Here is a 14,112-nt window from a genome sequence, read left to right as displayed (position 1 = left end):
GGGGCCTCGAGCCTCTGGCGGCTATTCTTTGATAAGCCCGTTATCTATCGCATAGCGAATGAGACCGGCAGTCGTCGCTATATCCAGTTTCCTCTTGATATTCTTGCGATGGGTTTCCATCGTGCGCTCGGCGATGTCGAGCGCCAGGGCAGCGTCGCGATTACTCTTTCCGCGCGCGATCAGCAGCAGAACCTCCTGCTCGCGTGTCGTCAGCGCCTTCAGCCTGCCGGAAGACCCCTCCATCAGCACATCGCGAACGCCAGAGGAAAAATAGGTGCCGCCGGCAGCCACGGTTTCGATTGCGGCGACTATTTCTTCGGTCGCCACGTCCTTCAGAATGTAACCGGCCGCACCATACATGACCGATGTCGATATATATTCACGGCTGTCATGCATCGACAGCATCAGCACCCGGGCGGAAAGCTGCTTTTCCTTGAACAGTTCCAGGGCATCGATGCCATTGATCTGCGGCATGTTGATATCCATCAGCACCACATCGGGCCGCGTGGCGACAGCCGCGTCGATACCGGCCATGGCGGACAATGCGGTTCCAACGACTGCGAGATGCTCGTAAGTCTCGAGGACGGCCCTCAACCCATCCAGAACCAGAGGATGGTTGTCGATCAGCAGCACACGGATCGGATGAACGGTCACTCGGCGGCCTCCTGTAAGCCGCTATTGCGATCCTTCATAGCGGTGATGGGCAGCACCGCCCGCAGAACGGTTCCCCTTGCGGAGCTTTCGACATCCAGCCTGCCCCCGAAATGCGTCATGCGTTCCTGCATGTTTCTCAAACCGAGCCCCTTGCTTGCCGGCATCCCGTTCTCTGTCCGAACGGTCGGAAAGCCGCGGCCATTGTCGCTGACATCCATCTGTACCCGTTCATCGCGACTGGAAAACCGGATGGCGACCTGTGTCGCGCCGGCATGGCGCTCGATGTTGGTCAGCGCCTCCTGTGCGACACGGTAAAGCGCAACCCGTGCCTCCGGGACAAGCATATGCTTGAAGGCTACGGATTCAAGCATCGCCGCTATTCCCGTACGTTCGGAAAAACTCGAGATGAGGGATTCCAGAGCTGCCGTCAGCCCCAGATCGTCGAGGACACGCGGTCGAAGATCGTGGGAAATACGACGTACCTCCTTGATCGCCTCATTTAATGCGACGGCGCCCTTGCCGATCGCCTCGGCGGCTCCGACATTGTCAGGCGCCACCTTGCGCCGCGCGAGATCAATCGCAAAGCGCACTCCGACGAGATTTTGAGAAATGCCGTCATGCAATTCTCTAGCAATGCGCAGGCGCTCCTCTTCCTGGGTATCGATAACCCTCTGCATCAGTTCCTTGAGCCGTCCGTCTGCCAGCCTCTGCTGACGCAGATTGAGCAGCATGCAGGTGGCGAACACCAGCAACACGGCAGGGACCGCAAACAGTGCAACAATCAGGAAATTCCATGTAATGGAACGACGCATTTCCTCCTTCGCCGCCGCTGTCGCGGCAAAAACATCATCCAGATAAACCCCTGTACCGATCATCCAGTGCCATTTGTTGAGGCCGGCTGCAAAAGAAAGCTTATCAGCCATCTTCCCGGTCGAGGGCTTCTCCCACTTATACTGGACGAGACCGCCTCCTCCTTTCGCCTTGACTATCAGGTCATAGATGACGCGGTTGCCGTCGGGATCGTAAAGATCCAGCCAATTACTCCCTGGACGAAAGCTTTGTCGCGGATGAACGACGTTCACGCCGTCATAATCATAGACAAAGAAATAGCCGTCCGTACCATAATCGAGGTCAGTCAGAATTCGCTTGACCTCCTCCTTCGCAGCCTCGTCATCAGTTCCCGCCCTGTCATAGACCGAACGGATCGCCGAAAGGGCCAAATTGGTGAGGTTAAGGAGTTCAGCCTCCTTTGCAGCGAGCATGTTTCGTTCGAACGCATCGATGCTCGTGCGCGCCAGCGTCATGGACTGCCACGTAATCAGCGCTGTGATAACGATAATCGCAAGAACGAGAGGCCCGATGGCCAATGCGAGAATCTGGTTCCTGAGTCTCATGCGGCCCCTCCGACACATTCGCTCTCACTTACCCTCAGCTAACAATACTTCATACGGCAAGTCGAGCGTGTCAGAACGTGATCCTAAGGCGAGATAGAAAGAGGTTCGGGAAATCTGTGCCGCGAGGAACAGTGTGACGCCCTCCGAATAGTGTCACCCAACCGCTGAGATAGAACAATTCGCCCTCGCCGGGGGGGACTGAAAGGTTCCCACCCTCGTCCGTGTTATGCGCCCTATCTGGTCGCTTATGTGATATCGCAGGACCGCGCCTGCGGTGGGCGGCTCGATGCGGCAATAAAGCTGGCGACTACACCGGCAACGGAATAGTGTAGGATACCGCAAGGATGATCATGATCGGTACGACCTTGCGAATGTCAATTTGCTCAAAGCTGACCGCTCCGATATCGTCGTCATCGCGCATATTCAGGATCAAAAAAATTTGGAATTGGGAGCAACATTGTGCGCCTAGCCCATTGTTCATGTCATCAGCTAACAGTGGTGACAAACGGCGAACCCCATAAGATATCCGTTTGTCACTGTCGTGCATGCCAGCATCGTACCGGTTCAGCGTTCGGTGTCGCAGTGTTTTATACTGCCGATCAAATCAGGGCGTCGGGGAAACACCAAACCTATATACGACCTGGAGATAGCGGAAAGCGCCTAGAGTTCCGTTTTTGCCCCACTTGCGGATCAACCGTCTACTGGATACCGGAATTTCGGCCTAACCTCGTCGCCATCGCCTTGGGCTGTTTTGAAGACCCAGATGCTATGGAACCAACTCAGAGCGTGTATGAAGCGACCCGCCATACATGGGTTTCTCTATCTTTTCGAGATTCTGGATAGAGATGAAGGCCGAAGGCTTCAGCACGAGCTTTCAGGAGGTTACACACAATGGCTATTGAAGGGATCTGAACCTCCGATCCTTGCCCATCGCGTACTAAGCCACTGGAAACAGCCGAATTCGTTGCGAGTTTATCGGCTGCGCCATAACCGCTACTATGGAACCTCAGACGGCTGCTGTCGGATTTCAGTCCCGAAACCAACAACAGCTCCCGCCCAGCCATTTCCAGCGGCCTGATCGTAGCAGTCGTGGCCGCCGTAAGCCACCTTGTCGCCACCGAGGCAGTTCAGGCCACGGCCTGTGCGCCGGTGATTTCGACAAGCGAACCGCACATGAACGCCGCCTCATCGGAGGCAAGGAAGGCGACAAGCGCAGCAACCTCTTCAGGCTTGCCGATCCGGCCGAACGGAACCATCTTGTCGAGGTCGGCCATCGTCCGCCCCGAGCGTTTGACGCCGGCTTCGAGCATCGGCGTATGGATTTCACCCGGGCAGACGGCGTTTACGCGGATTTTGTCCGGTGCGTAGTCGCGCGCAAGGTTCTGCGTGAACGCGGCGACGGCGGCTTTGGTCGTGTTGTAGGCGATGTGGTTCGGGGCCGGATAGAGTCCCCACTGCGAAGCGGTGTTGATGATCGCCCCGCCACCCCCGGCGATCATATGCGGTAGCGCAGCCCGGCAGAGATGGAACATCGAGTCGAGGTTTACAGTAAAGCTGATGTCCCAGTCCTCGTCGGACAGTGACAGCAAGTTTCCGCGCCGATTGATGCCTGCATTGTTGACAAGGATGTCAATCCGTTCTTTGAGAGCGAATGCCTTCTGGACTAGATCGAAGCACGGATCCTTCTTCGAGATGTCGGCAGCGATCACGAGTGCCGCGCCGCCTTCCGCCTCGATGCCCTTCACAACTTCCCGAGCCGCCTCTTCGTTTACGTCGGTGACCACGACCAACGAACCTTCCAACGCCAGGCGACGCGCGATCGCAGAGCCGATGCCGCCGCCCGCACCCGTCACGATCGCAACCTTGTTCTCAAACCGTTTCATGGAATCTCTCCAAGTTATCTGATATAGCTTCCGCCGTTGACGTCGAGTGTCGCGCCGTTAAGCGACGCCTGTCCCGGCCGTAGAATGAATGCAACGAGTTCGGCGACTTCGCCCGGTTCGGCCATCTCGCCGATTGGAATGTCCGATACCGCCGCCGCTTTTCCATGCGCCGCGATAAACTCTTCCGCCATGTCGGTGCGTACCCATCCAGGCGCGATCGCGATCGCAGTCACACCATCGGGGCCGAAGCTGCGGGCGATCGACTTTGTCAGATTGACGAGGGCAGCTTTCGTCGATCCATACGGCATCGCGTCTGCCGCATAGCCGCGCTGGCCTGCCCGGCTCGCCATGTTGACGATGCGCCCACCGCCGTTCGCCTTGAAGTGCCGGATAGCTTCCTTGGAGAGATCCGCGGCGGCGAAAAAGTTGATCTGGAACTCGTGTTGCCAGGCGGCCTTCCAGTCCGAAGCGGAAGCCTCAATGGAGATTTCGGTACGGACCCCTGCATTATTCACGAGCGCATGGATCCTTCCCGCCACCGCCAGGGATCTCTCCCACAGTTCGAAGGGGCCTTCGTCAGATGAAAGGTCACCCTGCACGATCCAGCCAACTTCGCCGATGTCGGAAAGCAATCGCTCGGCACTCGTGATGTCTCGCCCGTAGTGGATGATCGGCCGAGCGCCTTCAGCAGCTAGTTGCTTGACGACAGCCATGCCGATGCCGCCCGAGGCGCCGGTCACGAGTACGTTCTGCCCTTCGAGTGCCTTAGTCATCTCTCACCTCATTTCAGGAGGCCGACCTGCGATCCCCAAGTGTCCGACAATGCAAAACCCGTCATGAACGGGTCATCACTTTCCACTCGCAATTCGGTTCGACCGTACACATAGCCACGCCCTGTGATACTTGGAAGCACGGCCTTGCGACCGCCAATCTCGGTCTCTCCGATCGCCTCGGCAATGAACTCACCGCCGATAATCGATCTGGACGTCCGCGCATCGCCTACGGTGACGAGACCCCGCGCGTGAAGCGTTGCGAGATTCGCCGAGCTTCCAGTGCCACACGGAGAGCGGTCGACGCGTCCCGGCTGGAGTGTGGTGCAAGTGCGTACGGCACCGTCCGGTTCGTTGTCACGGAACATGACGTAGGCGATCTCGTCGACGCCAGGGAGCGTCGGATGCGACACGCTTACCTGCTCAGCAAGAAGCCACTTGAGTTCGATCCCTGCCTCCGCGAGCTTTCGGGCGTTGTCGGGCGCGATCGTGAGGTCGACTTGCCCAACGTCCACCAAGGCGTAGTAGACGCCGCCGAACGCAATATCGACCTTAATGCGTCCCCACGCTGGGGTGTCGATCTCATGGTCCAGCAGCTCTGCAAAGCTCGGCACGTTGTTGAGGCTGACACCGACGCAACGACCGTTCTCACAGCGGGCCAGGGCCACGATCAAGCCCGCGGGTGTGTCCAGCCTGACGGTCGTCTCAGGTTCGACCATAGGAATGCGGCCGCTCTCGAGAAGGGCAGTTACGACGCAGATGCAATTGCTGCCAGACATGGGATGAGCGCGATCAGCCTGAAGCACGATGAAGCCGGCGTCGGCGTCCGGCCGTGTCGGGGCGACCAGCAGGTTCACCGACATGGCGACGTTGGCACGCGGTTCGAACGTAACGAACCTGCGAAGACTATCGTCCACGTTATTGATATGGTTCATCTTGTCCAGCATGGTCGCTCCGGGGATTTCCGGAGCGCCGCCGACGAGGACGTGGCCAAGTTCTCCCTGGCAATGAACCAGAATAAGGTCGAAGTGCTTTCCGAATTCCATGCTCACTGGCCTCACTTGATGTACCAGCCCCAGGGTTTGTTGGTCACGTACTTGGTGATCTGCTTGGTCTCGAGGTAGTTTTCGAGACCCCAGTGTCCGAGTTCTCGGCCGATACCCGATTCCTTGTAGCCGCCCCATGGCGCTTCCGTGAATGTCGGCTGCGAGCAGTTGATCCAGACAATGCCGGCGCGGAAGGCGGCTGCGACGCGCTCGGCGCGAGCGTCGTCCTTCGACATCACGGCCGCTCCGAGACCGAAACGGGAATCATTCGAAAGCTCGATCGCCTCGTCCTCGGTCTTGAACGGCTTGACGCAGACGACCGGTCCGAAAATCTCCTCGATCCAGGCGTCGCTATCCAGCGGCACGTCGGTGAGGATCGTTGGCTGCAGGTAGTAGCCCTTGTCAAAGCCTTCCGGACGTTCGCCGCCGCTGGCGACGGTAGCTCCCGCCTTTCGCGCGCCCTCGATCGCGGCGACGACGTTCTCATATTGCTTCTTTGATACGAGCGGTCCAAGGAGCACGCCCTCGTCGAGGCCGTTACCGATCTTGATCTTCTTCGTCTCCTCGACCAATCGGGCCATGAAACGATCGTAGATGGTATCCTGGACCAGAACGCGCGACGTGCCGGAGCAGACTTGTCCTTGGTTCCAGAAGATGCCGAACATGACCCACTCGACCGCGTCGTCGATATCCGCGTCCTCGAACACCACGAATGGCGACTTGCCACCGAGTTCGAGGCTGATGCGCTTGATGTCGCGCGCAGCGGCGGCCATGATCTTCGAGCCCACCGGGCCAGAGCCCGTAAAGGCCAGCTTGTCGACGCCCTTGTGATCAATGATGGCCTGCCCGGCGACCGAGCCGGTGCCGGTCAAGACGTTCAGGACGCCCGGAGGAAGCCCCGCCTCATCTGCGACCGCCGCAAGCTCAAGCGCCGTAAGCGAGGTGAGTTCTGCAGGCTTCAGGACGATCGTGCATCCTGCCGCTAGGGCCGGAGCCACCTTCCAGGCGGCCATCAGAAGTGGGAAGTTCCAGGGGATGATCGCGCCGGCCACGCCGACCGGTTCCTTGACCGCCTTGGATGTAAAGCGATCGTCCGGCAACGCGATGATTTCTTCCGGATTGTTGTCGAGCTGCTCGGCGAGGTCCGCGTAGAAGTCGAAGCAACCGGCCGCGTCCGCAATATCCCAGTCCGCTTCGGGAAACGGCTTTCCATTGTCGAGGACTTCAAGTTTGGCGATCTCCGACTGCCGGGCGCGGATACCGTCCGCGATCGCGCGCAGATACTTGGCGCGCTGCGCTCCCGTGAGCTTAGGCCAACCGTCCTTGTCGAACGCCCGGCGAGCAGCTTTCACCGCGATGTCGACGTCTTCGGCCGTGGCGGAAGCAATCGTTTGAATGACTTCCTCGGTCGCCGGGTTCGTCACGGTGGAAGAGCCACCCTTGACCGGCTTCGCCCACTTACCATCGATATAGAGTTCGGTTCGCATTGTCAGTTCCCTTGCCTTCGTTGGTCGCAGCCGGTTTAGAACCGGTCGACGCGATAGGGTTTCATGTCAACGGGCGGCGCAGCGCCCGTAATGAGATCCGTCATCAGACGGGCTGTGGTGGCCCCGTAAGTCAGGCCAAGATGTCCGTGACCCGTTGCGTACCAGACATTCGTTCTCTTTGCGGACCGGCCCATCACCGGCACCGTGTCGGGCATAGCCGGCCGATGGCCCATCCATTCCGTGGCGCCCTCCACCTGCAGCTCGGGAAGCGCTTCCCTTGCCCGCTTCACCAGCACCTTAGCCCGACGGTAGTCAGGGGCGGCGTCCAGCCCCGCCATCTCGACCGTGCCGCCAACACGGATGCCTCCTGCGGTCGGCGTGACCATGAAGGCACGAGCCGGCCAGATGAGAGAGTGACGCATGGAGACGCCGGGCGCCTGGATTTGCGTATGGTAGCCGCGCTCGGTCTCGAGGGGGATCGGCTCGCCGAGCATGGCCGACAGTCGCCCAGTGAATGCCCCTGCGGCGAGAACCACCCTACCCGCTTCAATCCTTCGTCCGTCTTTCAAGCCCACGGCGCTGACGCCACCGCCTTCATGTTCAAAACCCACGACCTCGCCGGTCTGAACGGAACCGCCCAGCGTCTTGAACTGGTCCGCAAGCGCTACGACGAGCTCATAGGGATTGGTTATGGACCGGTTGTCCGGGAAGAGCACCGCCTTGCCAATCTTCGTGGTGATCGCAGGTTCGAGGTCGCGAATGGCGTTGCTGCCAAGGACTTCATATCGAAAGCCAAACCGGTCGAGAATTTCGATATGTTCGTGGTCGGCTCTGAACTCGGCCTCGTCGGTGTAGACGCTGAGGCAACCCTCGGCGGAAATCATGTGCCGGAGGCCGGTCTCGTCGAGTAGCGCATCCAGGTCTTCGTAGACGCGACGGCACAGGACAGCGCCCGCCGACTCCAGCTCGCGAAGCTTTGAAGGTCGGCTGGCTGATAGAAAGCGCAGGAACCAGGGGATAAGCTTTGGCATGTAGGAGGGTCGAATACGAACCGGGCCTTCGGGATCGAGCATCCATCCCGGCATCTGCACCCAGATTCCCGGACGGGACGCAGGCATGAATTCAGTCACGGCAATGCTCGCCATGTTGCCATAGGACGCGCCCGTCCCCGGCTCGTTGCGATCAAGGAGCACCACTGTCTCGCCACGACGCTGTAATTGGTATGCGATTGCTGTGCCGATGATCCCGGCGCCGACGACGATGGTTTGAGACACTTCAGCTCCTCGATCTGGGGAAGACGGCCGGAGGTCTGTCCCGGCCGGCCGCATCTTTTACCAATTCAGGATCGGCTGCATCGCAGCCTTGAATTCGGCCTTCTCTTCGGCGGTCAGCTCTCCGAGCGGAGCGCGGGTGATACCTACCGGAAGCCCCTGCAGCTCGCAGCCGTACTTCACCTTCTGCACGAACTTCCCGCTTTCGAGGATGTTCATCGCGCGATAGAGGACGATCATCTTCTCCCGCGCGGCCTTCAGGTCGCCCGAGCGGAAGGTTTGGTCGAGGTCAACGCAGGCCTTCGCCATGCAGTTGGCGGGTCCGCAGATCCAGGAGTCGGCGCCCCAGAACATGAAGTCGAGAGCGATGTCATCCGAACCGGATACGAGGTCGATGCGGCCACTGTAACGCGAATGGATGTCGATGGCGCGCTGGAGGGATCCCGAGCTTTCCTTGATCCCCAGCACGCGCCGATCGTCGGCGAGCGCGTCCAGGATGTCGAAGCCAATCTCAACGCCGTCCTTGTAGGGGTAGCTGTAGAGAACGAGATTGACGTCGGTTTCCTTCAGCACCGTCTTGAAGTGTGAGAGGAGTTCGTCCTGCGTCGGACGGGTGTAGAACGGCGTTGCGAGCAGCACCGTGTCGTAACCGATTTCCTTGGCCGTCAACGTGTTCTCTATGACCTCTCGGGTGGCTGGCGCGTTAGTGCCCGCGATGAGGATCTCGCCGTCATTCGCAAAGTCCTTCACGAACTTGAGCACTTCAAGGCGCTCGTCGTTGGAAAGGGCGGAATACTCGCCAGTCGAGCCCATCGGAACCCAGCCCGTGACACCGGCGGCACGCAGCGCAGTCAGGTGCTTTTCGTAGGCCTTAAAATCGACCTTGCCGTTCGCGTCGAACGGGGTGATGAGCGCGGGCATGACGCCGGAAAGTTTCATGGAATTGTTCTCCTGTAACGGGCCGCTAGATTGCGAGTTTCTTGAGGATACGTCCCTCGACGAGCGTGACTGCTCGTGTGACCGGGAAAGCGATGACGAAGTAGATGAGAGCGACCACGGTGAGCACTTCGACAGGCCTGGCCGTGTTGTTGGAAATGTTTTGACTGACGAACATCAGGTCTGCCATGCCGACCGCCGAGACTAGTGCGCTCTCCTTGAAGAGGCTGACGCAGTTCGACAGAAGCGTCGGGATCGCGCGCAGGACGGCTTGGGGAAGAATGACGCTGGTCACCTGCACCCACGACGGCAGGCCGAGGGCGACGCATGCATCCCTCTGCTCAGACCCGATCGATTTGAGGCTGGCGCGAAACGTCTCGCTAGTGATCGCTCCCATGTAGAGCGTCAGGGCGATGACGCCGGAGGCGAAATTGGAGAGTTCGACGCCCAGGATCAGAGGAAGGCAGAAGAAGATCCAGAAAAGCTGGATGAGCACGGGCGTGCCGCGGAAGAACTCGACGTAGGTTCCGGAAATAAGGCGAAGAAAGGTGCTGCGCGATGTTCGCGCCAGGCCGACAAGGAAGCCAAGCATGCATCCCAACAAAATACAGACCGCCGTGAGCTCCAACGTCGTCATGAGCCCGAGAAGGAGCGCATGGTCGAACCTTGCGAGGACGGAGAAATCAAGCGACATATGAACCTCCTAGCTTGCGAGCATTTGACGGCGGCGTTCCAGAAACCCGACGATCTGGGTGACGGGGAACGACACGGCGAAATAGATGAGGGCCACGACGGTGAATGTTTCGATCGGACGATATGTTTCGGTGGCAAGCGATTTCGCCTCATACATAAGGTCGGCGATTGCAACGATGGCGACGAGCGCGCTCTGCTGGAAGATGACGATGCCGTTTGTTAAAAGCACCGGAACCGAGGCGCGGAACGCGGTCGGAAACACGATGTAGAGAACGCGTTGCCAAGGATTGAGCCCCAGCGCGATCCCGGCGTCGAGCTGCTCCCTGGGAACCGCCTGAATCGACGCGCGGTAAGCCTCGGCGTTGAAGGCTGTGAGGTTGAGGCCGAGCGCCATCACCCCCATCGTGATTGGATCGAGGAAGACGTCGAACAGCATTGGCACGCAGTAAAAGATCCACACGATCTGGACGATGGCAGGCGTACACCGGAAGAACTCGACGAAGAGCATGAACGGCATGCGAAGGAGCCGGTACGGGCTCATCAGCAGCAGGGCGAGGCCGAAGCCGGCGATAACGCCTATGATGTTCGCAGCGACCGTCAGCTCGAGCGATACCACCAGCCCCCGCAAAAGCGGCGCAAAGGAAATGGAGTTAAAGTCGAACGTGTAGTTCATCGCCACCTCCTATTGCTTGATGTGGAAAACGCGGTCGATGAATTCCTTGGTGCGCTCCTCCTTCGGAGAACCGAGCACCTGTTCGGGCGGACCGTCTTCGACCACGACGCCGCCGGCACAGAAGATGACGCGGGACGCGATGTTCTTTGCGAACCACATGTCATGCGTGACGATCATCATCGGCATGTTCTGCGAGGCGAGCTGCATGATCACCTGCTCGACTTCGCTGACAAGTTCCGGGTCGAGCGCGGAAGTCACCTCGTCGAACAACATCAGCTTGGGATCGAGCATCAGGGCGCGCGCGATGGCGACTCGCTGCTTCTGGCCGCCCGATAGCTGGGCCGGGTAGGCCTTGGCTTTCGCGCCTAGGCCGAACCGCTCAAGGAGAGCCTGCGCACGGGCCTGCGCCGACGCTTTCGGTTCGCCCCGGACCTTGCGTGGTGCGAGCATCAAGTTCTGGATGACACTAAGATGTGGGAACAGCGTATAGTGCTGAAACACCATGCCGATCGAACGACGAACGTTGGTGTCGATGAGGGTCTTCTTGGCTGGCCCCTTCGAAGAGATGTAAGGCTTGCCGTCGAAACTGATCGAACCGCTGTCAATCTGTTCGAGGCCCATCATGACGCGGAGAAGCGTGCTCTTGCCGCCGCCGCTCGGGCCTATGACGACGACGCGGTCGCCGGGCTTCATTTCGATGTCGACGCCCCTGAGCACCTGAATCGCACCGTCGCCGTAGCTCTTGTGCAAGGCCTGCATTTTAACGAGAGGTAAATTGAAAGACATGGTCATGGCCGATCTCGGTTTACATCGAGTGCGGGACAGCGCCGACCAATAGGCGTCAGCGCTGTTGGCGATGTTAGTTCGAGCCCTTGAGGACCTGATCGACCGCCTTCTTGATCAGATCGTCGACGTGACCCGTTGCGACCTTCTCTTCAAGGAAGATGTTGACCACTTCGACATCGGCCGTAGACATGTTGTGCGGCAGGCCGAACGAAACGCCCTGCTTGGCGAGCGCCGGCGTCGGGCTGAGTGCGACCGCCCAGTCTGGATTCGCCTGCGTCAGAAGCAAATTGGTGTCGGAGGCATCAACCAGGATGTCTGCGCGCTTGGACGTCAGCGCCAGGCGCGTCTCGTCGTTGCCCGGCAGGCGCATGATCGTGGCGGTCTTGACCGCGGCCGAAATGGCCTTGTCCTGCGCGGTACCCGACATGACGGCGATCGTGACGCCAGCCTTGTCAACGTCAGCGACCGACGTTGCGCCCTGCGGGATCTTCGGGTTGTTCTTGTTGTAGACGAGAGAGATCTGGTACTCCATCGCCGGGATCGAGAACTGGACGGCCATGGCGCGCGCCGGAGTGCGGTTGAGCGCCAGGGAGACGTCCCACTTACTCGCCTGCAGGCCCGCTACTATGTTGTCCCAGGTCGTATCGACGAACTCAGGCTTGACCTTGAGGGCGTCGGCGAATTCACGGCAAAGATCGGCGTAAAAGCCCGAGTATTCGCCAGTCGCGGGATCACGCATGATGTAAGGCGGGGCGACGGCCGCACCGCATTTCAGAACGCCGGCCTTCTGGACGCCCTGCCAGTACCCTTCGGCGGTCTGGGCGTGGGCAGAGGTGGCGGACATACCTGCCACCAGGGCGAGCGCGGGCATCGCCCGCAAGGCGGACGTTATCATCTTCGAAAGCATCGGCATTCCTCTTTGCTGTGCGCGAAGCGCGTTGTTCCACTCGTCGGCTTGAGCCGTTCTTTTGCTCTTATCTGTCGTCTTGGTGTCGACTGACTATAAAATGTCAACAGCGTGTCGACAAAGTCAAGCGAAAAAATTACATTGCGAGCAGCGGGGTTTTCTGGCCCAATGCTACATTTGTGAAAGAAAGGGACCTAAGTGTCTGACGAGACTGAAACGAAGCGGGCGCGCGGAACCGGCTCGCGAAGCGTATATGAGAGCCTGAGAAATGAGATTCTCTCGCTCGCACTTTCTCCGGGCCAGCTCCTAGACGAGACGACGCTCGCAGAGCGCTTCAACATGTCCCGCGCTCCGGTGCGCGAAGCTCTCATCCGTCTCGGCTCGGACGAGCTGGTCGTAACACTTTCGAACCGCAGCACGATCGTCGCCCCGATCGAAGTCGCGACGTTTCCAAAGTACGTGGAGGCGCTCGATATCGCCCAGCGGATGAACACGCGGCTGGCGGCGGCGCTACGAACGGACGCCGACCTCAAGGTTATCGCCAAGCGCGACAAGGCGTTCGCCGCCGCGGTCAAGACCGGAAACCACCTCGCCATGTCGGAGGCCAACAAAGAATTCCATATGGCGATCGCCTACGCCGGCAAGAACCAATATCTCGCGTCCTTCTATGAGAAGCTTCTCTCGCAGGGACAGCGTATGCTTCATCTGCATTTCGAGTATCTTGAGAGAACCCACGAAGGCTATCTCCTGACTGACGAGCATACCAAGATGTTCGAGGCCGTCCGCGATCGGAATATCGATCTGGCTGACGAGCTGGCCCACGCTCACACGCGGCAGTTCCAGGACAATTTCATCAACTTCATGCGCGAGAACTACACAACGGATGTCACGCTCGGTCCATTGCGAGCTGCGGAGTAGATCCTGAGCATCAACAGCATGGGCTTCGTCGGGACAATTTCAGAAGCGATGGCCCCGGGCACCAGCCGGCAACTCTGCAGGACATGGCCTGATCGCTTCCATCCTCGCGCAGATGGACGTTCTCGACTTGATGGAACGCCGTTTCGTTGCCGAGGTGCATGCGGATTTCATCGAGAAGCTGGAGGCTGGCGAGATCGACACGCAGCAGAAACAAAGCGTGCACTATGAGAGCAAGGGCAATGCTAGGATTATGCGCCAATTCGGCGCGAGTGGCAGCGGACTCCTGCGCGATCAATCCCTGCATCAGCGTGACAGATATGAAGAGGGCACTTCCGGCTGAACGGCTTGCCGCATCATCATGACGGAATAACCCTCACCTTCGGGTTCGGCGCTTCCCATATTCCGATCGATTGTCCCGAGGCAAACATTTTCAGGGTGCGAGACGCTGCTTCACGCCTGACTACGCTATTGCCGTCGGGGGACCTATGATGGGCATGGTTGGCGTGGCTGGGTCGACTTTTGCCTGTTAGCGGGCCGCTGACGAAGGGTTAAATCCCGAATCGTTTACCAACAAAAACCCGCCCTTTAGGCGGCTTATATTTCCCGGTTTTTTGAATGATTTGGTTGCGGGGGCAGGATTTGAACCTGCGGCCTTCAGGTTATGAGCCTGACGAGCTACCGGGCTGCTCCACCC

Annotated in this window: 16 protein-coding genes; 3 read left to right on the top strand and 13 right to left on the bottom strand. The window is 59.2% G+C overall.

Annotated features, from left to right (window positions below):
* Positions 1 to 21: 21 nt before the first annotated feature.
* From DXT96_RS16760 to DXT96_RS27080, 3 genes are all read right to left on the bottom strand, one after another.
* Complete coding sequence (locus DXT96_RS16760; RefSeq protein WP_046802201.1) at positions 22 to 654, bottom strand: response regulator transcription factor; 633 nt, start codon at positions 652 to 654, stop codon at positions 22 to 24.
* On the bottom strand, positions 651 to 2,048 hold the full coding sequence (locus DXT96_RS16755) for a cache domain-containing protein (RefSeq protein ID WP_153515626.1): 1,398 nt from the start codon (positions 2,046 to 2,048) through the stop codon (positions 651 to 653). Before DXT96_RS16755 ends, DXT96_RS16760 begins: the two co-directional genes overlap by 4 nt.
* Before the next feature lie 307 nt (positions 2,049 to 2,355).
* Positions 2,356 to 2,595: a hypothetical protein gene (locus DXT96_RS27080; RefSeq protein ID WP_153515625.1), complete on the bottom strand. Its 240-nt coding sequence runs from the start codon at positions 2,593 to 2,595 to the stop codon at positions 2,356 to 2,358.
* On the opposite strand from DXT96_RS27080, the gene DXT96_RS16745 reads away from it, so the two are divergent.
* Entirely contained in the window at positions 2,505 to 2,891 is a 387-nt protein-coding gene (locus DXT96_RS16745) for a GFA family protein (protein WP_371418913.1), read from the top strand. The genes DXT96_RS27080 and DXT96_RS16745 overlap by 91 nt on opposite strands.
* 284 nt (positions 2,892 to 3,175) lie before the next feature.
* Here the strand turns inward: DXT96_RS16745 and DXT96_RS16740 are convergent, their stop codons facing one another.
* The 10 genes from DXT96_RS16740 to DXT96_RS16695 all read right to left on the bottom strand — a co-directional run bounded on the left by DXT96_RS16740 (position 3,176) and on the right by DXT96_RS16695 (position 12,500).
* Positions 3,176 to 3,931, bottom strand: a complete 756-nt coding sequence (locus DXT96_RS16740; protein ID WP_153515624.1) for an SDR family NAD(P)-dependent oxidoreductase — start codon at positions 3,929 to 3,931, stop codon at positions 3,176 to 3,178.
* A gap of 14 nt (positions 3,932 to 3,945) precedes the next feature.
* The gene (locus tag DXT96_RS16735; protein ID WP_153515623.1) at positions 3,946 to 4,704 is read right to left on the bottom strand and encodes an SDR family NAD(P)-dependent oxidoreductase; all 759 of its coding nucleotides are present in this window, start codon (positions 4,702 to 4,704) and stop codon (positions 3,946 to 3,948) included.
* 8 nt (positions 4,705 to 4,712) lie between these two features.
* A complete protein-coding gene (locus DXT96_RS16730) occupies positions 4,713 to 5,747 on the bottom strand; it encodes a proline racemase family protein (protein ID WP_153515622.1) in 1,035 nt (344 codons plus the stop codon).
* 11 nt (positions 5,748 to 5,758) lie between these two features.
* The gene (locus tag DXT96_RS16725) at positions 5,759 to 7,234 is read right to left on the bottom strand and encodes an aldehyde dehydrogenase family protein (protein ID WP_153515621.1); all 1,476 of its coding nucleotides are present in this window, start codon (positions 7,232 to 7,234) and stop codon (positions 5,759 to 5,761) included.
* Between the two features lie 35 nt (positions 7,235 to 7,269).
* Positions 7,270 to 8,508, bottom strand: coding sequence for an NAD(P)/FAD-dependent oxidoreductase (locus DXT96_RS16720; RefSeq protein WP_371418900.1), 1,239 nt, complete (start codon positions 8,506 to 8,508; stop codon positions 7,270 to 7,272).
* Positions 8,509 to 8,565: 57 nt separating this feature from the next.
* A complete protein-coding gene (gene dapA / locus DXT96_RS16715) occupies positions 8,566 to 9,444 on the bottom strand; it encodes a 4-hydroxy-tetrahydrodipicolinate synthase (RefSeq protein WP_153515619.1) in 879 nt (292 codons plus the stop codon).
* Between the two features lie 25 nt (positions 9,445 to 9,469).
* Positions 9,470 to 10,135 (bottom strand): amino acid ABC transporter permease, encoded by a 666-nt coding sequence (locus DXT96_RS16710; protein ID WP_153515618.1) that lies wholly within the window; start codon positions 10,133 to 10,135, stop codon positions 9,470 to 9,472.
* A 9-nt stretch (positions 10,136 to 10,144) separates the two neighbouring features.
* Positions 10,145 to 10,807 (bottom strand): amino acid ABC transporter permease, encoded by a 663-nt coding sequence (locus DXT96_RS16705; RefSeq protein ID WP_046802148.1) that lies wholly within the window; start codon positions 10,805 to 10,807, stop codon positions 10,145 to 10,147.
* 9 nt (positions 10,808 to 10,816) lie between these two features.
* Complete coding sequence (locus tag DXT96_RS16700; RefSeq protein WP_153515617.1) at positions 10,817 to 11,599, bottom strand: amino acid ABC transporter ATP-binding protein; 783 nt, start codon at positions 11,597 to 11,599, stop codon at positions 10,817 to 10,819.
* 67 nt (positions 11,600 to 11,666) lie between these two features.
* Positions 11,667 to 12,500, bottom strand: a complete 834-nt coding sequence (locus DXT96_RS16695; protein ID WP_153515616.1) for an ABC transporter substrate-binding protein — start codon at positions 12,498 to 12,500, stop codon at positions 11,667 to 11,669.
* Between the two features lie 198 nt (positions 12,501 to 12,698).
* Between DXT96_RS16695 and DXT96_RS16690 the strand changes: the two genes are divergently transcribed.
* Together DXT96_RS16690 and DXT96_RS16685 are read left to right on the top strand one after the other, a co-directional pair.
* Positions 12,699 to 13,418, top strand: a complete 720-nt coding sequence (locus tag DXT96_RS16690; RefSeq protein ID WP_174374760.1) for a GntR family transcriptional regulator — start codon at positions 12,699 to 12,701, stop codon at positions 13,416 to 13,418.
* Positions 13,419 to 13,545: 127 nt separating this feature from the next.
* A complete protein-coding gene (locus tag DXT96_RS16685) occupies positions 13,546 to 13,758 on the top strand; it encodes a hypothetical protein (protein WP_194287659.1) in 213 nt (70 codons plus the stop codon).
* The last annotated feature ends 354 nt before the right edge of the window (positions 13,759 to 14,112 follow it).

The organism is Agrobacterium sp. ICMP 6402 (assembly GCF_009498615.1).
Taxonomy (GTDB): Bacteria; Pseudomonadota; Alphaproteobacteria; order Rhizobiales; family Rhizobiaceae; genus Agrobacterium; species Agrobacterium burrii.
This window is presented reverse-complemented; position numbering and strand designations above follow the sequence as displayed.